Annotated in this window: 20 protein-coding genes, 2 tRNA genes and 1 rRNA gene; 14 read left to right on the forward strand and 9 right to left on the reverse strand. The window is 26.8% G+C overall.

The genetic code is table 11. The annotated features are described in order from the left end of the window. Nucleotides 1–48: 48 nt before the first annotated feature. Nucleotides 49–1,586: ribosomal RNA gene (locus tag H0H71_RS01655) — 16S ribosomal RNA — on the reverse strand. Nucleotides 1,587–1,810: 224 nt separating this feature from the next. Here H0H71_RS01655 and queA point away from each other — a divergent pair. From queA to topA, 3 genes are read left to right on the forward strand one after another with little or no spacing between them, the layout of a single operon-like run. After that, on the forward strand, nt 1,811–2,854 hold the full coding sequence (gene queA / locus H0H71_RS01660) for a tRNA preQ1(34) S-adenosylmethionine ribosyltransferase-isomerase QueA (RefSeq protein WP_185855827.1): 1,044 nt from the start codon (nt 1,811–1,813) through the stop codon (nt 2,852–2,854). Between the two features lie 6 nt (nt 2,855–2,860). Continuing rightward, nucleotides 2,861–3,838, forward strand: coding sequence for a polyprenyl synthetase family protein (locus H0H71_RS01665; protein WP_185855828.1), 978 nt, complete (start codon nt 2,861–2,863; stop codon nt 3,836–3,838). Between the two features lie 11 nt (nt 3,839–3,849). Next, nucleotides 3,850–5,973, forward strand: a complete 2,124-nt coding sequence (topA, locus tag H0H71_RS01670) for a type I DNA topoisomerase (protein WP_185855829.1) — start codon at nt 3,850–3,852, stop codon at nt 5,971–5,973. Nucleotides 5,974–5,980: 7 nt separating this feature from the next. Here topA and H0H71_RS01675 read toward each other — a convergent pair whose 3' ends face one another. Next, a complete protein-coding gene (locus H0H71_RS01675) occupies nt 5,981–6,403 on the reverse strand; it encodes a hypothetical protein (protein ID WP_185855830.1) in 423 nt (140 codons plus the stop codon). 324 nt (nt 6,404–6,727) lie between these two features. Here H0H71_RS01675 and rsmI point away from each other — a divergent pair, with 324 nt between their 5' ends. Further along, the gene (gene rsmI / locus H0H71_RS01680; RefSeq protein ID WP_185855831.1) at nt 6,728–7,399 is read left to right on the forward strand and encodes a 16S rRNA (cytidine(1402)-2'-O)-methyltransferase; all 672 of its coding nucleotides are present in this window, start codon (nt 6,728–6,730) and stop codon (nt 7,397–7,399) included. A 37-nt stretch (nt 7,400–7,436) separates the two neighbouring features. Here rsmI and H0H71_RS01685 read toward each other — a convergent pair whose 3' ends face one another. Continuing rightward, complete coding sequence (locus H0H71_RS01685) at nt 7,437–8,444, reverse strand: aspartate-semialdehyde dehydrogenase (RefSeq protein ID WP_185855832.1); 1,008 nt, start codon at nt 8,442–8,444, stop codon at nt 7,437–7,439. 133 nt (nt 8,445–8,577) lie between these two features. Here H0H71_RS01685 and gmk point away from each other — a divergent pair, with 133 nt between their 5' ends. Continuing rightward, the gene (gmk, locus tag H0H71_RS01690; RefSeq protein ID WP_185855833.1) at nt 8,578–9,150 is read left to right on the forward strand and encodes a guanylate kinase; all 573 of its coding nucleotides are present in this window, start codon (nt 8,578–8,580) and stop codon (nt 9,148–9,150) included. Nucleotides 9,151–9,189: 39 nt separating this feature from the next. On the opposite strand, the gene H0H71_RS01695 is transcribed toward gmk, so the two are convergent. Together H0H71_RS01695 and H0H71_RS01700 are read right to left on the reverse strand one after the other, a co-directional pair. Then, nucleotides 9,190–9,264 (reverse strand) — tRNA-Asn (locus tag H0H71_RS01695). Then, the gene (locus H0H71_RS01700) at nt 9,255–9,704 is read right to left on the reverse strand and encodes an RpiB/LacA/LacB family sugar-phosphate isomerase (RefSeq protein WP_185855834.1); all 450 of its coding nucleotides are present in this window, start codon (nt 9,702–9,704) and stop codon (nt 9,255–9,257) included. Before H0H71_RS01700 ends, H0H71_RS01695 begins: the two co-directional genes overlap by 10 nt. Nucleotides 9,705–9,853: 149 nt before the next feature. Here H0H71_RS01700 and H0H71_RS01705 point away from each other — a divergent pair, with 149 nt between their 5' ends. From H0H71_RS01705 to H0H71_RS01725, 5 genes are all read left to right on the forward strand, one after another. Further along, nucleotides 9,854–11,095, forward strand: a complete 1,242-nt coding sequence (locus H0H71_RS01705) for a phosphoglycerate kinase (RefSeq protein ID WP_185855835.1) — start codon at nt 9,854–9,856, stop codon at nt 11,093–11,095. Between the two features lie 86 nt (nt 11,096–11,181). Further along, entirely contained in the window at nt 11,182–11,811 is a 630-nt protein-coding gene (locus tag H0H71_RS01710) for a superoxide dismutase (protein ID WP_185855836.1), read from the forward strand. Between the two features lie 174 nt (nt 11,812–11,985). Next, entirely contained in the window at nt 11,986–12,366 is a 381-nt protein-coding gene (folB, locus tag H0H71_RS01715; RefSeq protein ID WP_185855837.1) for a dihydroneopterin aldolase, read from the forward strand. Next, nucleotides 12,367–12,437: transfer RNA gene (locus tag H0H71_RS01720), tRNA-Cys, on the forward strand. It abuts the gene before it with no gap. 348 nt (nt 12,438–12,785) lie between these two features. Continuing rightward, nucleotides 12,786–13,526: a uroporphyrinogen-III synthase gene (locus tag H0H71_RS01725; protein ID WP_185856482.1), complete on the forward strand. Its 741-nt coding sequence runs from the start codon at nt 12,786–12,788 to the stop codon at nt 13,524–13,526. Between the two features lie 15 nt (nt 13,527–13,541). Here H0H71_RS01725 and glmS read toward each other — a convergent pair whose 3' ends face one another. Together glmS and H0H71_RS01735 are read right to left on the reverse strand one after the other, a co-directional pair. After that, nucleotides 13,542–15,386 (reverse strand): glutamine--fructose-6-phosphate transaminase (isomerizing), encoded by a 1,845-nt coding sequence (gene glmS, locus H0H71_RS01730; protein ID WP_185855838.1) that lies wholly within the window; start codon nt 15,384–15,386, stop codon nt 13,542–13,544. A gap of 61 nt (nt 15,387–15,447) precedes the next feature. Then, the gene (locus H0H71_RS01735) at nt 15,448–16,269 is read right to left on the reverse strand and encodes a glycogen/starch synthase (RefSeq protein ID WP_185855839.1); all 822 of its coding nucleotides are present in this window, start codon (nt 16,267–16,269) and stop codon (nt 15,448–15,450) included. 232 nt (nt 16,270–16,501) lie between these two features. Here H0H71_RS01735 and rnr point away from each other — a divergent pair, with 232 nt between their 5' ends. Further along, nucleotides 16,502–18,442: a ribonuclease R gene (gene rnr, locus H0H71_RS01740; RefSeq protein WP_185855840.1), complete on the forward strand. Its 1,941-nt coding sequence runs from the start codon at nt 16,502–16,504 to the stop codon at nt 18,440–18,442. 11 nt (nt 18,443–18,453) lie between these two features. Here rnr and coaD read toward each other — a convergent pair whose 3' ends face one another. Then, a complete protein-coding gene (gene coaD / locus H0H71_RS01745) occupies nt 18,454–18,933 on the reverse strand; it encodes a pantetheine-phosphate adenylyltransferase (protein ID WP_185855841.1) in 480 nt (159 codons plus the stop codon). 110 nt (nt 18,934–19,043) lie between these two features. On the opposite strand from coaD, the gene H0H71_RS01750 reads away from it, so the two are divergent. From H0H71_RS01750 to H0H71_RS01760, 3 genes are read left to right on the forward strand one after another with little or no spacing between them, the layout of a single operon-like run. Further along, a complete protein-coding gene (locus tag H0H71_RS01750) occupies nt 19,044–20,114 on the forward strand; it encodes a PSP1 domain-containing protein (protein WP_185855842.1) in 1,071 nt (356 codons plus the stop codon). 48 nt (nt 20,115–20,162) lie between these two features. Continuing rightward, the gene (locus H0H71_RS01755; protein ID WP_185855843.1) at nt 20,163–22,547 is read left to right on the forward strand and encodes a transglycosylase domain-containing protein; all 2,385 of its coding nucleotides are present in this window, start codon (nt 20,163–20,165) and stop codon (nt 22,545–22,547) included. Nucleotides 22,548–22,558: 11 nt separating this feature from the next. Beyond that, entirely contained in the window at nt 22,559–23,518 is a 960-nt protein-coding gene (locus tag H0H71_RS01760) for an NAD(P)-dependent oxidoreductase (protein ID WP_185855844.1), read from the forward strand. A 22-nt stretch (nt 23,519–23,540) separates the two neighbouring features. On the opposite strand, the gene H0H71_RS01765 is transcribed toward H0H71_RS01760, so the two are convergent. Beyond that, nucleotides 23,541–24,617 carry a flavodoxin domain-containing protein gene (locus H0H71_RS01765; RefSeq protein ID WP_185855845.1) on the reverse strand — a complete coding sequence of 359 codons (1,077 nt, stop codon included), beginning with the start codon at nt 24,615–24,617 and terminating at the stop codon, nt 23,541–23,543. Between the last annotated feature and the right edge of the window lie 10 nt (nt 24,618–24,627).

The raw sequence follows: 24,627 nt of genomic DNA on the forward strand, positions 1-24,627 counted from the left end.
TACTTCTAGACTAATTCACAGAATTTAACAAGATTAAAATACTCTGAAAAAAGAGATGTTCCAGCCGCACCTTCCGGTACGGCTACCTTGTTACGACTTAGCCCCAGTTATCGATTTTACCTTAAGCAGCTCCTTTTACGGTCACCGATTTCAGGTCCCCCCGACTTCCATGGCTTGACGGGCGGTGTGTACAAGGCCCGGGAACGTATTCACCGCATCATGGCTGATATGCGATTACTAGCGATTCCAACTTCATGGAGTCGAGTTGCAGACTCCAATCCGAACTGAGATCGGCTTTTAGAGATTAGCTTCTGATTGCTCAGTAGCGACCCTTTGTACCGACCATTGTAGCACGTGTGTAGCCCAAGGTATAAGAGCCGTGATGATTTGACGTCATCCTCACCTTCCTCTCGACTTGCGTCGGCAGTCTTGTTAGAGTCCCCGACTTAATTCGCTGGCAACTAACAATGAGGGTTGCGCTCGTTGAGGGACTTAACCCAACACCTCACGGCACGAGCTGACGACAACCATGCAGCATCTTGTACTCCGTCCGAAGACTAAACTATTTCTAGTTTATTCGTAGTACATTTAAACCTTGGTAAGGTTCCTCGCGTATCATCGAATTAAACCACATGCTCCACCGCTTGTGCGGGCCCCCGTCAATTCCTTTGAGTTTCAGCCTTGCGGCCGTACTCCCCAGGTGGATCACTTATCACTTTCGCTTAGTCACTGAATATAAAAATCCAACAACTAGTGATCATCGTTTACGGCGTGGACTACCAGGGTATCTAATCCTGTTTGCTCCCCACGCTTTCGTGCCTCAGCGTCAGTATAGACTTAGTAACCTGCTTTCGCGATCGGTGTTCTGTGTGATATCTATGCATTTCACCGCTACACCACACATTCCAGCTACTCCAATCTCACTCAAGTTTATCAGTATCAATAGCCATTTTAACAGTTAAGCTGCAAAATTTCACTACTGACTTAATAAACCGCCTACGCACCCTTTAAACCCAATAAATCCGGATAACGCTTGTGTCCTCCGTATTACCGCGGCTGCTGGCACGGAGTTTGCCGACACTTATTCGTATAGTACATTCAAAATTTCTATCTCGTAGAAATCTTTATTCCTAAACAAAAGCAGTTTACAACCCATAAGGCATTCTTCCTGCACGCGGCGTGGCTGGTTCAGAGTTTCCTCCATTGACCAATATTCCTCACTGCTGCCTCCCGTAGGAGTCTGGTCCGTGTCTCAGTACCAGTGTGGGGGATCACCCTCTCAGGCCCCCTACCGATCGTGGTCTTGGTAGGCCTTTACCCCACCAACTAACTAATCGGCCGCACGCCCATCTTCTGCCGCATTTCAGCTTTAATAATATCATCATAAGATAATATTACATTATAGAATATTAATCTAAGTTTCCTCAGGCTATCTTCTAGCAAAAGGTAGGTTACGTACGTGTTACGCACCCGTCCGCCGGTCGCCATCAAAATCTAAATACATAGATTTCATGTTGCCCCTCGACTTGCATGTGTTAAGCCCGCCGCTAGCGTTCATCCTGAGCCAGGATCAAACTCTTCGTTGTTTTAAAAATAATATCAAAATTACGAAAAACCTTAATTAAATCCTTAGAATCAGGTCTAGAAGCAATTTTTCAAAATATAAAGAACGATAACATATTCACATGTAAATGTACACTTTTTTTTCAAAAAAAAAGTTTCACACAAATAAAAAAACAAATATATATTTTTTTATAAAAAAAAAAGGACCTTATATTTGATAATTCAATAAAATTAATTCTATTCTTCTATGAGAACTTCAGATTTTGACTTTGTATTTCCATCTAGTCTTTTAGCTCATCAACCAACTCAAGAAAGAGATGAATCTAAATTGATGATAATTCATAGAAATAATCAAAAAATTGAACATAAACTTTTCAAAGAATTACATCTTTATTTTGAAGAAGGAGATACTTTAATCCTAAATAACACAAAAGTTTTTCCCGCAAGACTGTTTGGAAAAAAGGAAAAAACAGAAGCAAAAATAGAAGTTTTTCTACTTAGAGAATTAGATTCAAAAGACAATACTTGGGATGTACTTGTAGATCCCGCTAGAAAAGTAAGAGTAGGAAATAAATTAAATTTTGGAAACGGATTGACAGGAGAAGTGATAGATAATACTACTTCAAGAGGAAGAATTTTACAACTTCATTTTGATGGAAATCACGAAGAACTTATAAAAAAAATAAAAAAATTAGGAAAAACTCCTTTACCTAAATATATTAATAGACTACCAGAAAAAAACGATGAAGAAAGATATCAAACTGTTTATGCAAAAAAAGAAGGATCTGTAGCAGCCCCCACAGCAGGATTACATTTTTCAAAACATTTATTAAAAATACTAGAAATAAAAGGAATAAATTTAGTAGAAATTACTCTTCATTTAGGATTGGGAAGTTTTCTACCAGTAGAAGTAGAAGATATTTCTAAACACAAAATGGATTCTGAAAAATGTTTTATAAAAAAAAACACATGTCATATTGTAACCCATACAATTCAACAAAAAAAACGTGTATGTGCAGTAGGGACTTCATCTATGCGCGCTATTGAAAGTTCTGTTTCATCTAAAAAATATCTCAATCCTTTTTCTGGATGGACTAATAAATTCATATTTCCTCCTTACAACTTTAGCATAGCTAATTCCATGATTACAAATTTTCATATGCCTAAATCTACATTACTTATGATGACCTCTGCTTTTGCTGGATATGAATTGCTTATGAAAGCATACAAAATAGCTATACAAGAAAAATATAGATTTTATTCTTACGGAGATGCTATGCTAATCTTATAATTTAAAATGAAAAAAATACTAGAAAAAATAAGAACATCTATAAAAGAAGAAATGAAAGTATTTGAAAAACAATTTTTTTCTATTATAAAAAGTAAAATTCCTCTTATAGATCAAATTACTCATTACATTATTCATAGAAAAGGAAAACAAATCCGTCCTATGTTTGTTTTTTTAATAGCTAAGATGTTAGGAAAAACACAAAAAAAAACATATCATACAGCCTCTTTAATAGAATTAATTCATACAGCAACTTTAGTACATGACGACGTAATCGATAACAGCAATTTAAGACGTGGGGTATCCTCTATTAATGCAATATGGAAAAATAAAATAGCTGTTTTAACAGGTGATTATTTACTTTCTAAAAGTCTTCTATTAGCAACAAATAACAATTATCATGATCTTCTTAAAATTGTTTGTAAAACTATGAAAGATATGAGTGAAGGAGAATTATTACAAATGGAAAAATCGAAAAAATTAAATATCACTGAAAGCACTTACAATAAAATCGTTTATCATAAAACTGCAAGTCTAATTGCTGCCTCTTGTGAAGGTGGTGCACGATCAGTCAATGCTGATGAAAATACAGTATTAAAAATGAGAAAATTTGGAATATTAACTGGAATTGCTTTTCAAATAAAAGATGATCTGTTTGATTATGCTAGTGAACATAAAAATTTAATAGGAAAACCTATTGGAATTGATTTAAAAGAAAAAAAAATAACACTTCCACTTATTTATGCTATAAGGAATGCTTCTCAAGAAGATCAAAAATGGATATTAGATTCCATAAAAAATTTTGATGAAAAAAAAAAACAGAAAATCATCTCCTATGTTAAACAATCCGGAGGATTAGAATACGCTCATCAAAAAATGATGAAACTACGTAATAATGCATTAAAAATATTAGAACATTACCCAGAATGTACAATAAAAAAATCTTTAAAAACAATGGTAAATTTTATTGTAGAAAGAAATAGATAAAAATTCTAATTATGAAAGAAAACTTAATAATCGTAGAGTCCCCTACAAAAGCTAATACTATACAAACATTTTTAGGAAAAAATTTTCATGTAGTATCTAGTTACGGTCATCTTATAGATCTCCCCGAAAAAAAAATAGGAATTGATACAAATAAAAATTTTCATCCAAATTATGTGATACTTCCTAAAAAAAAGAAAATTGTTAGAAATCTAAAATGTTTAATAAAAGATTATAAAATTATTTGGTTAGCTTCTGATGAAGATCGGGAAGGAGAAGCTATTGCATATCAAATTTATAAAACATTGAATATACCAGATGAAAAATTTAGAAGAATAGTTTTTCATGAAATTACAAAAAAATCTATTTTAAATGCTCTAAAAAAACCTAGAGGAATTAACCATAATTTAGTTTATGCTCAACAAGCAAGACGTATTTTAGATAGATTAGTAGGATTTCAATTATCTCCCGTATTATGGAAAAAAATTAACACTGGACTTTCTGCGGGAAGAGTTCAATCAGCAGCTGTTAGACTTATAGTAGAAAGAGAACAAAATATAAAAAATTTCATCCCCATTCCAATCTACCAGATTTATGGTGTTTTTACTAATTCAGGTTCAAATTCAAAAAAAATAATAATTAATGCAAAATTGGAAAAAAAGATAGAAAACAAAAATAAAATGGAAAACATTTTGATTTCATGTTCAAATGCTTCATTTTTAATAAAAAATATTATCACTAAATACGAAAAAAAAACTCCTCCTCCTCCATTTACAACATCTTCTTTACAACAAGAGGCCAGTAAACAATTAAATTATTCCATATCTAAAACTATGTTCTTAGCACAAAAATTATATGAAAAAGGATATATCACATATATTCGAACTGATAGCACTAATCTATCCAAAGAAATCTTATCAAAGATTAAAAATTATATTCTTCTTTTGTATGGAAAGAAATATTTATCTCAAAAAGAATTTTTATCGAAAAACAAATTTTCTCAAGAAGCTCATGAAGCTATTCATCCTACAGATATAAAAAATAGTTCTCTAAACACTTCTTTAGATTCTTTAGATATCTCTCAAAAACGCCTTTATCAACTTATATGGGAAAGAACTATAATAGGACAAATGTCAGATGCACATATAGAAATTAAAAATTTCTATATTCAATCTTCTTTAAATTTAGAATATCCTTTTGTTTGGACAAAAAAAACCGTAATTTTCGATGGATTTATGAGAATCAAAAACAAAAATGATTCAAAAAAAATTCAAATAGAAATTGAACAAGGAACTTCTCTAAAAAAAAAGGAAATAATAGCAAAACAGATTTTTACAAAACACTTACCTAGATATAGTGAATCTTCTTTAGTAAGAAATCTTGAAAAACTAGGTATAGGACGACCATCTACTTATGTCCCCATTATTTCTACTATACAAAAAAGAAATTATGTGAATAGACAAAAAATTATTAAAAAAATAGAGGAACGTGAAACTTTTTTTCTTAATCTTAAGAAGAATATTATAACTGAAAAAAAAGATCAAATTACTGAAATAGAAAAAAATAAATTTATTCCCACAGATATGGGAATTTTAACTACTAATTTTTTAAAAAAAAATTTTCAAGAAATAGTGGATTTTGGATTCACTGCAAACTTAGAAAAAAGTTTTGACGACATAGCCAAAGGAAAGAAATCTTGGAATAAAATCATTCAAAATTTTTATGATAAATTCCATGAAAAAATAAAACATGTAGAAAAAAATGTGGATAAAATACATAAAAAACGATTTTTGGGAATAGAACCAGTATCAAATCAAAAAATTTTTGCAAAAGTGGGGAGATTTGGACCTATTGTTCAAATGGGAGAATTTAAAGATAAAAAGAAACCAAAATTTTCTCCTTTATTAAACAGTCAAAAAATTGATACAATTTCTTTTGAATTGGCATTAAAACTACTTGAGTTACCTAAATTATTAGGAATTTTTGAAAATAATGAAATCCTTTTAAAAATAAACAAATACAATATTTATATAAAACATAAAAATAAATCAATTCCAATTGAAGAAAACTATTTTTTTGATATAAATCTTGAAAAAGCAATAAATCTCATACTAGAAAATAGAAAAAAAGAGAAATAAATAATTGTTAACTATCAAAATATCTTTGATTTAAATAGGTTGTAGGATATGCTTGATCATGTCCTGTACGTCTAACATGATCTAAATATTTAGGAATATATGATAAAGCTTTGACTCTATCTGACAAAGACATTCTATTCCATAGATTTTCAGCCATTTTTTTTTTTCCTACTTTATATCTATAATCTGTCCAAAAACGATTAAAAGACAAATCTACAGGAATTTCTTCTATAAAAAATGAAGACCTTATATTTTTCATTTTATTAATAATAGATTCATTGTAAGGTAAATATTTTCCTATCCATATATAATGTGATAAAGAAAGACTTTCAGGAAATATAATCTCTCTTAAAAAACCATTTAAATCATATTTAAATATAATATCTCCAGATACTAAACGACTTCTAAATATATATTGTTTTCCTTTCATTCCTTTTGTGATTTCATCAGCATTATTTCATTTTCATATTTTTTATTATCTATAATATAATAATTATAAATTTGACAATGAAGTTCTTATATAAAATTTCAATGTCAAATTTCACTTGATTTCGATCTATTTTTTTTTACAGTGAAAAAATTATTTTCTCCAATTTTATTTTTAATCTAAAATATTGATTACTCTATCACCAGACATTAAGTAAGTTTTATTTTTAAGTTTAAAATAAAACTTAGAAAAAGTTCTTCTATATCTTATAGATAAAAAATAGAAAATTTCCGAAATTTTTTGAAAAAATTAAAAATTTTATAAAAAATGCTATTATATATTGTTCCTACTCCTATAGGAAATCTTGAAGATATTACTTTTAGAAGCTTACGTATTTTAAAAAAAGTAGATTTTATACTAGTAGAAAATTATAAATTTTCAAAAAGATTATTAAATTTCTATAATATTAAAACTCATACAAAAACCTATCATATTCATAATGAACATAAAATCATTCCATTTATTTTAAAAAAAATAAAAGAAGGGAAAAAAATAGCATTGATTTCCAATGCAGGAACCCCAAGTATATCTGACCCAGGTTTTTTACTAGTAAAAAACTGTATAAATTCTAATATATCTATAGAATGTTTACCAGGACCAACAGCTTTAATTCCCGCATTAGTAAGTTCTGGATTTCCTACTAATGAATTTACATTTGTTGGTTTTTTGCCAAAAAAAAAAAGAAAAATAAAATTAGAAAATTTATCTCAAGAAAATAGAACTCTTATATTTTACGAATCGCCTCATAGATTGATACGAACGTTAAATGATTTTAAGATTTTTTTCGGATTAGAAAAAAAGATTGTTATATGTAAAGAAATATCAAAAGTTTTCCAAGAAACACTAAGAGGAAATATTGGAGATATGATTTCATATTTTAATAATAAAAAAAAAATATTAGGGGAATATACTTTAATTCTTAACAAAAAGAAACAATAAATAATCACTAAATCACTAATAATATAGTGTAAACTGACTAAATATATTTTTTTTCTATTAGGTATTCCGCTATTTGTATTGCATTTGTTGCGGCACCTTTTCTAAGGTTATCTGAAACAATCCAAAGATTTAATGAATTTAAACATGAAAAATCTTTACGAATCCGTCCAACAAACACTTCATCTTTTCCATGAGAAAAGAACGGAGTAGGATAAATATTTTTCTCTAGATCATCTTGAACAATAACTCCTTTAATTTTTTTTACAAATATTTCCCGTATTTGATCAATGTTTGGTTCTTTTTGAAATGTGATATTAACGCTTTCTGAATGTCCTCCTATCACAGGAACTCTTGCAGAAGTTGCTGTAATAGATATTTTTTGATCATTCATAATTTTTTTTGTTTCTTTCATTAATTTTATTTCTTCTATCGTGTATCCATCTGATCCAAACGAATCACAATGTGGTAATACATTTTGATAAATAGGATGGGGATATATTTTTTCATATTTATCCTTATAATAGGAGTATCCTGCTTTCTCTTTATTTAATTGATTTAACGCTTTTTTTCCCGTTCCAGTAACAGATTGATATGTAGATACTATTACGCGATTTATACAGTATTCCAAATGTAAAGGGTATAAAATCATTACCAATTGTATTGTAGAACAATTTGGATTAGAAATAATTTTATCTGTTTTTTTTAAACAAGAAGCATTTATTTCAGGAACAATCAACTTTTTATCAGGGTCCATCCTCCATGCAGAAGAATTATCAATAACAGTTGTTCCTATTTCTGAGAATCTTGGAGCCCATTTTTTTGAAATTTCTGATCCTGCTGAAAATAAAACAATATGAGGAGATTTTGAAAATAATTCTTCCATACTTAGAACAGTATGTTTTTTGTTTTTGAAAATAAATTTTTTTCCTATTGACCTTTCAGAAGCGGAAAGATATAATTCATCAATTGGAAAATTTCTTTGTTTTAAAACATCTATCATTACACGTCCAACCATTCCTGTTACCCCCACTATTCCTAATTTCATTTATATAAAATTAAAAAAAACGTAAATTTAAGTTATTAGAAGAAACAAATTTAGGAAATAATATCCACTTTTTATTTTTCTTTTTTTATGAAAAAGTCTTTTTCTCTCACAAAGAAAAAAAAACAATGAAAAAATGAAAAGAGGAAAAATGATTATCCTATCAGGACCTTCGGGATCTGGAAAAACCACAATTTCTCATTACATTCTTTCAAAATTTCCTGAATTAAAATTTTCAGTATCATGTACCACTAGAACAATTCGCCCCCATGAAAAACATGGAAAAGATTATTATTTTATTTCTAAAGACAGATTTATTTCCAATATAAAAAAGGATCAATTTGCGGAATGGGAAGAGGTTTACCCACAATTATTTTATGGAACTTTAAAAAGTGAAATTTTCAAGATTTGGAAAACAAATGAACATATTTTATTTGATGTTGATGTAAAAGGTGGGGTACATTTAAAAAGAAAATATCCCAAAAATTCATTATCCATATTTATAATGGCACACTCCATAAAAATTCTAAAAAAAAGACTTATTACAAGAAATTCTGAAGAATTATCGAAAATAAAAATACGTTTAAACAAAGCAGAAAGAGAATTTCACTATGCAAAATTATTTGATATTGTATTACTAAACGTTAATTTGATTCAAACAAAAAAAAAAGCAAAAAAATTAGTTTCTAATTTTCTTAGAAAAAATTAGGGATAATTGAACTTGACTTGAAATTTAAACTGGACAAAACTCCTCAGGCTGGATTCGAACCAGCGACACCCTGATTAACAGTCAGGTGCTCTAACCAGACTGAGCTACTGAGGATTATTATTTTTTTTAGGAATTTTTTCTATTCTAACTTTATGTCTTCCACCTTCAAAATCTGTTTTTAAAAATATTTCTACTATTTCTAAAACTTTATTTTTTTTCACAAAATGTGCGGGGATACTAATTATATTTGCATTGTTATGTCTTCTCGCTAAAAAAGCAATTTCTTTCTTCCATGCCAATGCAGCACGAATTTTCTGATATTTATTAGCTGTCATAGCAGCTCCATTTCCACTACCACAAATAATAATTCCAAAATCCGCTTTTCCTTTTTCTACAAACTTAGATGTAGGATGAACAAAATCAGGATAATCTACCTTATCTGCACAACTAGAAAAACCAAAATCTTTTATTTTATATCCTTTTTCAATTAAAAAATCAATAATTAAACATTTGTAATCTATTCCTGTATGATCTGATCCTATTGCTATTTTCATTAAAAAAAAATCAAAGAAAAACTAATATATATTTGCAAAATTACGTGAAAAAAATTTGTAATGAATTAAAAATAAATTTTTCAAAAATTTTGAACTTAATATATCAAATTATTTTCATTAAATTAATTACTGAATTAAATGATGTTTGAATGGAAAATATAATTGATAAAATAAAAACTGTAAATGATTTTAATTTTAAAAATAAAGTCGCTCTAGTAAGAGTTGATTTCAATGTTCCTGTTGATAGATCTAAATCTTCTCATAAAATTTCTGATGATACTAGAATTCAATATAGTATTCCTACTCTAAAAAAAATTATTTCTGATTATGGTAAAATAGTCTTAATTTCTCATTTTGGAAGACCAAAAGGAAGCCTCAATAGGGATCATAATTCTTTAAAAATTATAATTCCATTGTTATCTAAACAATTAAAAATACCTATAAAATTTTCTGACAATTGCATAGGAGAAAATGTAAAAAAAAATGTTAAAATGTTAAAAAACAAAGAAATACTATTGTTAGAAAATCTTCGTTTTTATAAAGAAGAAGAAGAAGGAAATGAAAAATTTGCTTTAAAATTAGCAAATTTAGGAGATATTTATGTTAATGAAGCTTTTAGTGTTTCCCATCGTTCACATGCTTCTATAAGTGTCATTCCAAAATTCTTTGATCAAAAAAAGTGTATTGGACTACTAATGAAAAAAGAAATTCAATCTTTAAACAAAGTATTAGGAAAAAATAAAAAAAAACCCATTTCTATCTTATTAGGAGGATCCAAAATATATTCTAAAATAAAGATCATTGAATCTATCATTCACTTTGCAGATAATATATTAATAGGTGGAGGAATGGCGTATCCTTTTATAAAAGAAAAAGGAGGAAATGTTGGAAATTCCATAGTAATAGAAAAAGATGAAAATGAAAAAACAAAACGAATATTAAAAAATATTATTGAAAAATGTAGAAAAAAAAATAACTTATTTTTTCCAAAAGATGTTGTTATAGCGGATTCATTTCATAATCATGCAACTAAGAAGATTGTTTCTATTTATTCTATTCCAAACGGATGGATGGGGTTAGATATTGCTTCTTCATCTATAAAATATTTTTGCGATATAATAAATGAATCAAACACGATTTTTTGGAATGGCCCCTTAGGAGTTTTTGAATTTCCTAATTTTTCTTTAGGTACTAAATCTATAGCAAAAGCAATAGCCAATGCAACTGAGAGAGGAGCTTTTTCTTTAGTTGGAGGAGGCGATACTATTTCCTCATTAAAAATAGAAAAATTAGAAAAAAAAATTAGTTATCTTTCTACTGGAGGTGGGGCAATGCTAGAAAGTTTTAAGAATCAAATTCTTCCCGGTATAAAAGCTATGATTTCATCATAATTTTTTCTTTCGAATTGTCTTTATATTTATTATATTTGTTTTCATTCACATTCTCAATATTTATATTCAATAAAAAATAAAAAAATATGTCATTTAAACTTCCAAAACTATCTTATTCTTATGAGGATTTTGAACCTTATATAGATAGAAAAACTATGGAAATTCATTATACTAAACATCATGCTGGATATACTAACAATTTAAATAAAGCTATTGAAGGGACAGACATGATCAACCTGTCCATAATAGAAATTTTAAGAAGAGCAAATATAGAAACTCCTGCAATACGAAATAATAGCGGAGGATTTTATAATCATAATTTATTTTGGGAAATATTAATTCCTCATTCAGAAAGTTCTTCCCCCAGTATCTATTTAAATGAAGTATTTCAAAAATATTTTAAATCTTTTTCTTCTTTCAAAGAAAAATTCTCTGAAATAGCATTAAATAGATTTGGATCTGGATGGGCATGGCTTTGTGTTAAAGAAAAAAAAGAACTCACTATTTGTTCTACAGGAAATCAAGATAATCCATTAATGTTAGGAATCAATTGTGATTGTGATGGTATCCCAATTTTAGGATTAGATGTTTGGGAACACGCTTATTATCTTAAATATAAGAATCGTCGTATAGATTATATTTCTTCTTTTTGGAACATTGTAAACTGGAAAAAAGTAGAAGAAAACTATAAAAAAGAAATTAATTTAATTAATTAATCAGATTCTAGATACAAACAATAATAAATAAATTAAAAAATCTCTCTCTCTATAGATAGTAGAGACTTATTTTCTATTCATTTTACATCTCTCTATTATTATTTTATTCGTTGTATATATATTATAATCAGAGATTAAATTAGAATTAGAAAATGAAATGAATTAAAATAATTAATGGGGAAAATTATTTTAGAAAATATAAAATTATTCGGATTTCATGGATGCATGCCTGAAGAATCATATGTGGGATCTTATTACACAGTAAATGTAGAGGTAGAATTAGATCTTTATAAAGCCTCTGTTAATGATGACTTATCAAAAACCATTAATTATGTCCACTTATATCGCATCGTGAAAGAAGAAATGGCAACTAATTCTAAATTATTAGAACATTTAGCACAAAGAATAATTCAACGAATAAGAAAAAAATATAGTAAAGTAGATTTGATAAAGTATACAAAAATAAAAATATGTAAAGAAAACCCCCCTTTGCAAAGTAATGTAGATAGAGTCTGTGTTTTACTAGAAGATAAAGATCTAATTAATAAAAATTAAGGCACTGTGGCCGAATGGAAAGGCAGAGGTCTGCAAAACCTTTTATAGCGGTTCGATTCCGCTCTGTGCCTCTCCTCAATTTTCAATTTTTTTAGAATATTTATGTAATAATCTAAATTTGACAGGAGTTATCCCTCTGTTAGGTTATATTTTTTGCACATTTTTTTTTAGTGATGACTTTATAATAGAGTCATTTTTTTTCTAAAAATCATATGATCGATTTACTTATAGAACTTGTTTGTAAAAATTTTAGAAAAAAATACTCTTGCTAATTTCTGAAAAAAAATAAAAAAAAATGGGAAAAGAATTATCTTACTCATCTTTTTTCTATATTTTCTGTACATTTGCGTTAATACATTTTATGATTAAAAATTTGATTTTAAATCAATAACAACAAGATTATTATTAATGAAAAAATGATGAAGATCAATAATATTCTCATTTCACATCCTCTCACAGGTTCAGATTCTCCGTATTTAAAATTAAGTAAAAATAAAAATGTAAAAATAGATTTTAGATCTTTTATAGAAGTAAAAGGGGCATCATCTAGTGATATTAGAAAACAAAAAATTAATTTTTCTGATTTTACTGTTGTTCTTTTTACAAGCAAGAATTCAGTAGACCACTATTTTAGATTAGCAAAATCTATGCGTTTCAAAGTTCCTATCTCTATGAAATATGTCTGTCAAACAGAAACAATTGCTTACTATTTACAAAAGTATGTAGTCTATAGAAAAAGAAAAATTCACATTGGAAAAAAATCTTTTAAAGATATACTTCCTTACATAAAAAAAAATTCAAAAGAAAAATTTCTTTTTCCGTCTTCAAACATATTCAATCCAGAAATCTCAAACATGTTAAATACATTGAATCTTTTCTGGAAAAGAGCAATCTTATATAAAACTTCTTCCAGTGATTTATCTGATTTAAAACATATTATATATTACGATATATTAGTTTTTTTTAGTCCCGCATGTATCAAATCTTTATTTGAAAATTTCCCAAATTTTGATCAAAATAATATAAAGATCGCAACTTTTGGAAAAAAAACTTTGGACGCTGCTTCCAAAGCAGGATTGAAAATAGCTATAAAAGTACCGACTCCAGAATTTCCTTCTATGTCCATGGCACTAGAAAAATACATAAAAGAATATCGTTAAACTTTTTTTGACTCATTACTCAACTGTTACTGATTTAGCTAAATTTCTAGGTTGATCCACGTTTTCACCTCTTATAAATGCAATTTGATAAGCCAATAGTTGAAGAGGAATCACCGTTAACAACGGACTAAGTTCTTCAGAAATATTAGGTATCTTTATAACGTAATCTGACAACATAGATACTTGAACGTCTCCTTCATTGACTATAGATATAATTTTCCCTTTTCTAGCTTTAATTTCCTGAATATTTCCTATTATCTTTTCATAACATCCTTTTTTTGTTGCAATGATAACTACTGGCATATTTTCATCTATTAAAGCAATAGGACCATGTTTCATTTCAGCAGCAGGATATCCTTCAGCATGGATATAAGAAATTTCTTTTAATTTTAAAGCCCCTTCCAAAGCTACTGGAAAATTGATTCCTCTTCCTAAATAAAGAAAATTATTTACATTGTAATATGCTTTAGCTATTTTTTCTATATCGTTTTCAATCATTTCTAAAGTCCTGTTTACTTTTTCTGGAATCAATCCAAATTCTTGGCATAAATGATTGTAACGATATTCTGTAAGAGATAATCTATATTTTCCTATCTTCAAAGCTAATAAAACAAGAACTGCTATTTGTGCAGTAAATGCTTTTGTAGAAGCTACTCCAATTTCAGGACCTGCATGTGTATAAGCCCCTGCATCCACATTTCTAGCAATAGAAGAACCTACAACGTTACAAATTCCGAAAACGAAAACACCTTTCTTTTTTGCTAATTTCAAAGCAGATAAAGTATCTGCAGTTTCTCCTGATTGAGAAATCACTATCACAATAGTATCTTTTTTTTCTAAAATAGGATTTCTGTATCTAAATTCAGAAGCATATTCCACTTCTACAGGAATTCTTGCAAGTTCTTCTAATAAATATTCTCCAATCAAACCTGCATTCCACGAACTTCCACATGCAACTATAGTAATACATTTTGCGTTTATAAAAATATTTTTATTAGATTCAACTCCATTAATCCATATTAATCCATCTGTTAATCTTCCTCTCAAGGTATCCAAAATCGTTTTTGGTTGTTCATAAATTTCTTTTAACATAAAGTATTTATATTCCCCTTTTTCAATTTCTTTTAGATTAATCTGAAGTTCTTGAATAATCGGACTCAGTTTATGATTATCCACAATTTTACGAAGATCTAATTCTTCTCCCTTCCTAAGAATTGCCATTTCTCCATCTTTTAAATAAATTACATTTTTTGTATAATCTAAAAAAGGAATAGGATCTGATGCAATAAAAAATTCTCTCTCATTAATTCCTAATGCAAGAGGACTCCCCAATTTAGCAATAACAATTCTTTCTGGATGATATTTTTCTACTATAGCAATTGAATATGCTCCAACTATTTCATTTAAAGAAATTCTCACTGCTTCTTCTAAAGATAATTTATTTTTTTTTTTAATAAATTCAATCAAATTTACAAGAACTTCTGTATCCGTTTTACTTTTAAAAGTAAATCCATTCTTAAGTAAAATAATCTTAATAGCATGATAATTTTCTATAATTCCATTATGAATTAAAATAAGTTCATTAGAATTAGAAACATGAGGATGTGCATTCACATCATCTGGCCCCCCATGTGTTGCCCATCTTGTATGCCCTATTCCTGTGGTTCCTTTAATTTGAATAGAAGAAATTTTTTTCTTTAATTCATTCACTTTTCCCTTGGACTTATATAAAGTATATCCATTTTCATAAAAAACGGCTATTCCTGAACTATCGTATCCACGATATTCCAATTTCTTTAATCCATTAATCAAAATGGGATATGCATCTCTATATCCCAAGTAACCAATTATACCACACATTTGATTAAATTAGAATTTAAAAATTATTATTTTTTTTGTTTGATTATGTATGTATGTTTTATTAATCAATCTGTTCTAAAACAGTTTCTTTATAAAATTGTTGATAAACGGTTTCTATTTTTTCTTCTACAGGATAATATTTTAATACTAAAAACTTATTCTTTTCTATATAATCTTCTATTTCTTTTGGAAAAGAAAGATCTCCTTTTATTATAGCATCAGAAAAATCCATACATAATTTAATTAAATTAAAATAATTTGGATTTTCTAATAATTTTATTTTTCTAGATTTGATTCCATCAAATCTAATTTTATTAATTAGATCTTTATTTAAAACTCCTTTAAAAGGTTTATTATATATAGATGCTATTATTTTTGCATTTCTATAAATAAAATCATTTTTATAAAAATTCTTTATATATAGCGGAATCAGAGAACTGATCCAACCATATATATGGATAATATCAGGAACCCAATTCAATTTCTTTACAGCTTCTAAAACTCCTTTAGTAAAAAACAGAGCTCTTTCGTCATTATCATGAAAAAATATTCCATTCTCATCTTCATAAATCGCTTTTCTTTTAAAATATTCTTCATTATCTATAAAATAGACTTGTAATCTAGCATCAGGAATAGACGCTACTTTTATCAATAAAGGTTGATCTATGTCATTAATAATTAAATTCATTCCCGACAAACGAATAACTTCATGCAGTTGATGTCTTCGTTCATTAATTACTCCAAATCTTGGCATAAAAATACGTACATCATTTCCAATAGACTGCATAAATTTGGTCACCTTAAAAACAGATAAAGAAATTGGATTCTCTGAAGAAAAAGGAAATAAATCTGAAGAAACATATAATATACGTTTGCCTGTCATCTGAGAGTTATTTTTTTATATATATAGTAAAAAAAAACGGATCAATGCAAAGATAATAAATAATCAACAATACTGAATGACATCCGAAAACATAAACATATGAAAAATAATAAATTTTCTATTCTATAAATTCCTAATTATAGAATTTCAGATTTTTATTCTTGAACTATTATTCATTAATAAATACGTTTTTTATTTTTTATTATGAAATTAAAAAAAAGAAAAAAAAGATTTGAAAAGAAAAATTCTACATAACAATTTAGCTACTGGATTCATAAATATTACTAGCTATGGATATGCTTTTGTAAGTATAAATGGAAAACAAAACGATATTTTTGTTTCGAAAAAAAACACAAATAGAGCTTTAGAAGGAGATTTAGTGAGAATCCGGTTTTTAAGAATTTCAAATAATAGAATAGAAGGAAAAGTTCTAAAAATTCTAAAAAGAAAAAGAAAAAATTTTATAGGAATATTGAAAATTCAATCTCATTCCTCTAAATATGGATCAGTAGTAGTTTATAACAAAACTATTCATGTAGATATACATATTCCAAAAAAAAAACTAAAAGGACATTTTCACAATGAAAAAGTGTTAGTCAGAATAATATCATGGCCCAAAAATTTCAATAATCCTTTAGGGGAAATCATAAAAGTATTTGGATTATCTGGAGAACATAAAACGGAATTTTATTCTTTATTGGAAGAGTATGGAATCCCATATGAATTTCCTAAAAAAGTAGAAAAAGAAGCAAAAGAAATTGGATTAAAAAAAAATTTTGATACCAATCAAAGAAAAGATATGCGAAATATTAATACTTTTACTATTGATCCTATAGATGCAAAAGATTTTGATGACGCGATTTCAATTAGAAAATTAAATACAAACATTTGGGAAATAGGAATTCATATTGCAGACGTATCACATTATGTAAAAGAAGGAACTTTACTGGATCAAGAAGCATACATACGAGCAACATCTGTTTATTTTGTAGGAAAAGTGATTCCTATGCTCCCAAAAATATTATCAAATAATATTTGTTCTTTGAAACCTGAAAAAGATAAACTCAGTTTCTCATTTATTTTTAATATCAACCGTGAAGGAAAAATATTAAAAAGTTGGATAGGAAAAACAATCATTAGATCCAATAGAAAATTTACATATGAAGAAGTACAAAAAATTATAGATAAAAAAAAAGGATCTTTTTATGAAGAAATTTCAACTTTGTTATTTTTTTCCAAAATTTTAACTCAAAAAAGAATAAAAAACGGAGCAATTTTTTTAGATAAAGTTGAAATCAAATTCCATTTGGATAAAAATAAAAATCCGATTGAATTGTATTTAGAAAAAAACAATGATGCTCATAGATTGATAGAAGAATTCATGTTATTGACTAATAGAAAAATTTCAGAATTTGTAAGTTTAAATATAGATGGAAAACCTACTAAAAAAACATATATTTATAGAATACACGAAAAACCCGATTTTCAAAAAATTTTCGTTTTAAAAAAAATAATAGAACCGTTAGGATATTTTTTAAATGTAAAAAATCTAAAAGAATCTATTAATCATCTCTTGAAAAATGTTAAAGGAAAATCAGAAAAAAATATGGTTGAAAATTTAATTTTGCGTTCCATGAGCAAAGCAAAATATTCCACAAAAAACATAGGACATTATGGGTTATCCTTTAACTATTATACTCATTTTACTTCCCCCATAAGGAGATATTCAGATATTATAGCACACCGTTTATTAGATTTTTATTTGATGAAAAATAAAGAATGTAAATCAAAAATAAAATCTGTGGATTTTTATGAAGAACAATCTAAACATTGTAGTTATCAAGAACGCATAGCAGTAGATGCAGAAAGAGAATTTTCAAAATTTATACAAGTAAAATACATTAAAAAATACCTAGGAGAAGAATTTTATGGAATTATTACAGGATTTACAAGTTGGAGTGTTTATATAGATTTATTATTATTTCAAACTGAAGGAATGGTTCTATTACGTGACATAAAAGAAGACATTTATACATTAAATTCAAATAATTATAATAATAGCATAATTGGTAAAAAAAAAAGAAAGATTTATCATTTAGGAGATAAAGTAAAAGTAAAATTAATTGATGCAAATGTAGAAAAAAAACAAATCACTCTTGATTGGATTCAGTAAATAAAAAAAATTTAAATTCTCACAGAATGAGGAACAAAAACAGTATAATCCCCCCTATTTTTGATGATATCTCTTACAACACAAGAACTAATATGAGACTTGTTATAAGAAGAAAAAATAAATACCGTTTCAATAGAAATAGAATTTGAATTTTCTAATTCTTTATTTGCATAAAACATATTCTTTTCAAATTCAAAATCCAATTGATTTCTAATCCCTCTCAACAAAAAATGAGCCTTTTTTTTTATACAAAAAGAAGTTATAAGCCCCTGAAATATATCTATTTCGATTCTATCTTTAGAAAAACTGAAAAAAGTTTTTTCTATCCATTCTTTTCTTTTTCTAAAAGAAAACATGTTTTTCTTTTCATTATTTTTTCCAATGGCTATAATGATTTTATCAAACAAATTTAAAGATCTAATAATAACATCATAATGTCCCAAAGTTATAGGATCAAATGAACCAGGAAAAACAGCAATCTTTTTCTCCATAAATAATAATAAACTCCATACTTTAGTATGGAAATATATAAATTAAATTATTTTATTGAAAATAATAAGGATAAGAAAAGTTTATTTTTGTTTGTAAACTCATTAAAATAATGGAAAAATTATGTTCTAGTTGTTTTAATAATCAATATTGTAATAATAGAAATAAAAATAGAAGTAGAAGAGAGAATCATTTTAAATTTGACGTAATAGATTGGTTGTCCAATATACAATCTCCTTTTGAAGAAAAAAAAAAGATAGTAGAAGTAAAATTTAAAAATGATAGAAAAGAATTTTTTCTCTATTTTGAAAAAATTCCTCTTTATCAAGGGGATCCTGTCACTGTTGAAACTGTAGAATCTACTAATAATAAAAAACCTATAGAATATGATGTGGGAATAGTAAATCTAACTGGAGAATTAGTAAAATTACAAATACGAAATAAAAATATTTCCTTGGATTCTTTAACAAAAAAAATATATAGAAAATCAACAAATAAAGAAATAAATATCTGGAATTATTCAAAAAAAAAAGAATACAAGAGTCTTTTACAGGCTAGAAAATTTGCAAAAGATTTAAATCTTACTATGAAAATTTGTGATGTGGAATATCAAGGAGATGGAAAAAAAGCCACATTGTATTATACAGCAGTAAATAGGGTTGACTTCAGAAAATTGATCAAGGAATTAGCTAAAACATTTCGTACAAGAATAGAAATGCGTCAGATAGGATATAGACAAGAAGCAGCAAAAATTGGGGGGATAGGATCTTGTGGACGTGAACTTTGTTGTTCTACTTGGTTAAAAAAATTAAAGACCGTTAACACCAATTCTGCTAGATATCAACAACTTTCTATCAATATACAAAAATTAACTGGACAATGTAGTAAATTGAAATGTTGTTTAAACTATGAATTGGATACCTATTTATCTGCTATAAAAGATTTTCCAGACATTCATAGCAAAATTTATACAGAAAAAGGGGCTGCACAATGTATGAAAATTGATGTTTTTAAAAAAAAAATGTGGTTTTCTTACATAAAGAATCCAAACACCTGGTACATAATAGAATTAAAAAAGATAAAAGATATTTTAAAAAAAAACAAAAAAAATAAAATAGCTCCTCCCCTGGAAAAATTATCAACAATCAATGCCATTCAAAATACAAAATTAACATATAAATAAAAATTAAAAATTTTTTAAAAAAAAAATGAAAATAAAATAATTTTATACGTGTATAAAAAAAATAAAAAAAATAAAATCAGTTTTTATTTACGTATACTTCTTTTTTATTTTTGGTTTTTCTTTTTTTTGGGGATTAGCATACTTTTTGTCATTTTTTATTTTGCATCGAAAGGATATTTAGGTCCTTTACCCAATACTAAAGATATCGAAAAACCCACAATGGAAGTTGGATCAGAGGTATATGATACAAATGGAATTTTACTTGGGAAGTTTTTTTCAGAAAATAGAACACTAATTACTTATAAACAACTTCCAAAATATTTTGTAAATGCCTTGATAGCAAAAGAAGATATTCGTTTTAAAAATCATTCAGGAATAGATCTAAAGTCACTTATCCGAGCCATTATTTCTTTGGGAAAAAGAGGAGGTGGGAGCACCATTTCTCAACAATTAGCAAAACTTCTTTTTACAGGTAAATCTGCGAAAAATAAACTAGAAAGAATCCATCAAAAACTTTTAGAATGGATCATGGCGGTTGAATTAGAAAAACGTTATACAAAAGAAGAAATCATTACTATGTATTGCAATAAATTTGATTTTTTGTATAATGCAAAAGGAATTGAGACTGCTGCTCATACTTATTTTAATAAAAAAGCTTCAGAATTAAATTTAGGAGAATGTGCGACATTAGTTGGAATGCTAGAAAATCCTTCTTTGTATAACCCAAAAATGTATCCTAAAAGATCTAAAAAACAAAAAAATTTGGTTTTACATCAAATGAATAAATATAATTTTTTGAATAGAAAAAAATATGAAAATGAATTAAAAAAAAACATAAAAATAAACTTCAAAATTCAAAAAAAAGATTTTGAATTATTAACCTATTATGGAGATTTTTTAAAAAAGGAAATCCAAGATGCATTAGATGATTACGAAAAAAAAACGGGAAAAAGATTAAATCTTTATTCTAGTGGATTAAAAATATACACATCTATTGATGCGAAAATGCAAGATTATGCTGAAAAAGCAGTTAAAAAACATCTTAGTCAATTACAAATTCTATTCAATAATTTTCAAAAAAAAAACAAAAACTCTCCATTTTTTAATATATCTCAAGAAAAAACAAAGAGAATTCTTATATCTGCTATGCATAGAACACAGCTTTATCAAGAACTGAAACAAAAAGGGATTAAAGAAGAAAAAATTATAGAAGAATTTAAAAAACCAAAATATCTCAAATTATTCACTTGGAATGGAGAGAAAAAAGTTTTCATATCCCCATGGAATTTTATTCGTTATCAAAAAAGTATTATCCAAGCTGGATTATTATCTATAGAATCTTATACAGGATATATAAAAGCATGGGTAGGAGGAATAGATTTTAATTATTTTCAATATGATCATGTAGCAAAAACACAACGTCAAATTGGATCCGTTTTTAAACCTATTTTATATGCAACTGTTATTAATGAATTACATTATACACCTTGTACTAAAATATCAAATGAAAAATTCCATATAGGAAAATGGTATCCTAGAAATTCAAATGGAAAATATGGAGGATTTTTAACATTAAAAGATGGATTAGCACAATCAGTAAATACAATTTCTGCTCGTCTTATATCTCAAATAACCCCAGTTCCAGTAATTAAATTAGCAAAAAAAATGGGAATAGAATCTATCATTCCTGAACATCCCTCCATTGCTCTTGGATCGGCCGATTTAACACTGTACGAAATGACGGGAGCATTTAATACATTTACTAATTATGGTTCTTACGTAAGACCTAGTCTTTTAGTTAAAATAGAAGATGAATATGGAAAATTAATCAAAGAACATATAGATTTTAGTAGAAGACAAGTTTTTAGCGAAGAGGTTGCATATATAATGTTAAAACTAATGCAAGGGGTAGTTCAATATGGAACTGCTAAAAGATTATTGAAGTATTATAATTTTTTAGGATTAGATATAGCAGGAAAAACGGGGACGAGTAATGAAAATTCAGATGGATGGTTTATAGGAATGATTCCAAATTTAACTACTGGAGTATGGGTTGGATGGGAAGATAGATTTGCTCATTTTGAAAGTATAAAATTGGGGCAAGGAGCTAATATGGCATTACCTATATGGGCTTATTATATGAAAAGTTTATATAAAGATTCAAGCCTTATTTATCATGATAAACTATCATTTCATAAACCAGAAAATTTCAAATATAATTGGACCCATTGTGAAGATATTTTTCATAATGAAGATGAAGATGAAGATGAAAAAAAAAATAAAGATTCCGATTCTTCTACTGAGACTAAGAATGATGATAATAATAATGAGAATGAAGATGAAAAAAAAAATAAAGAAGAAGAGATGATAAACTTTAATGAGAATAATATCAATACAGAACCTGATAATAAAAATATTACGATAGATAAATAATAAAGTAAGTTATGATAAAAAGAATATTAATTTTAGATAAAAATCATCCTTTTATCATATATAAACTCAGAAAAGAAAAATTAATTTGTGATGAAAATTATTTTGATCCTGTAGAAATCATTATGAAAAATATCTTTTTATATGACGGAATTATTTTGAGAAGTCGTTTAAAAATAGATAAAAAATTTATGAATAAGGCTATAAATTTAAAATTTATAGCTCGTGTTGGATCTGGAATGGAAAATATAGATAAAGATTATGCTTTAAAAAAAGGGATTACATTAATTTCTTCTCCAGAAGGAAATAAAGATTCTGTAGCAGAACATGCTATAGCTATGCTTTTATGTATGATGAATAATGTTATTCGTACTCATCAAGAAATTAAGATAGGAAAGTGGAACAGAGAATCTAATATAGGAAAAGAGATAATGGGAAAAACAATAGGAATTATAGGATATGGAAATACTGGAAAAGCTTTTGCTAAAAAACTTTCAGGATTTGAAACGACAACATTATGTTATGATATCCTTCCTAAAATAGGAGATAATTATGCAAAACAAGTAGATATGGAAAAAATATTTATAGAATCTGATATAATTAGCCTTCATGTCCCTTATACAAAGGGGACAAAAGGAATGGTAAACGAAAAATTTATAAAAAATTTTTGTAAACCTTTTTATTTAGTGAACACTTCTCGTGGAGAATGTGTGCTTACTGAGCATTTGGTAAATGCATTGAAAAATGGAAAGATATATGGAGCCTGTTTAGATGTACTAGAATATGAAAAATCTTCTTTTGAAGATTTTTTCAATCATCGAAATCTTTCTAAAAACTTTTTTTATCTTATTGATTCTGATAAAGTTATATTAACCCCCCACATTGCTGGATGGACAAAAGAATCAAGATATAAAATGGCTAAAATCATTGTTAATAAAATAATTTTTTTAAAAAAAAAATTTCATTATCACTGAATTTTTTTATGAATCTGAATTATTAGTATACATCCTTTGAATAACGTTTATTTTTTTTCATTTTTTTTAAAAATTCGAGAGAATTTTCTCCTAACTCTTCTTTTATTACACGAAGTAATGTATTTTCAACATCCACACTCATATTTTTTTTTTTTCCGCAAATGTAAATATATGCACCATTTTTTATCCATTTGTAAAACTCTTTACGGTTTTTCCATATTTCATCTTGTACATAAATTTTTTTTTTTTGATCTCTAGAAAAAGAGATATTTATATGGTTTAATATTCCATTTTTTTTCCAATTTTTTATTTCCATTTGATATAGAAAATCAATTTCTGAATATTGATTTCCAAAAAAAAGCCAATTTTTTCCAGTAGATCTATTAATTTCTCTTTCATATAAAAAAGAACGAAAAGGAGCTATCCCCGTACCAGTTCCAATAAGTATTATATCCTTATTGGATTTTGGTAATTTAAATAAATGATTTCTATGAATAAAAAAAGATAATAGATCTCCTTTTTTTAATTTAGAAAGAAAATTAGAACAATATCCATATTTAATTTTTCCATCAATTTTAAATTGATGACGTAATACTGTAATATGTATTACAGTATTATTGTGTGCTTTAGGAGAAGATGAGATAGAATACAATCTAGGTTTTATAGGATCCATAAGCTCAATAAAATCTTTTAATTGAACTTCCTTTTTTAAAGGAAATTTTTTTAAAAGATCAAAAAAACTCCATATTTTTTTATTAGAATAAATAGGATTTTGATCTGAAAAAAAAGAATACTTACTTAACATATTTCGGGATAAATGAACGATGTTAAATTTTTTTTTAAACATAAAAAACATCATATTTTTTTCATTTTTATCATTAAAAATTATTTTTTTCCAACTTTTCAAAAAATTCATAATTTTATGAACTTCTTCTGATGAGTTTTCCGCCATTATTGCAACAGAGTCTCCTGGAGAGTAGTCACCAGATTCATTCATCAATATTTCAATGTGATAAAATTCTTTATGAGATTTATTATTTTTTTTGTTTAAAAGTAAATTATTCAAAACTATTCCACATAAATGTTTTTTTTCCCTCATTTTTATATTA

The organism is Blattabacterium cuenoti, from assembly GCF_014251375.1.
Classification (GTDB): Bacteria; Bacteroidota; Bacteroidia; order Flavobacteriales; family Blattabacteriaceae; genus Blattabacterium; species Blattabacterium cuenoti_K.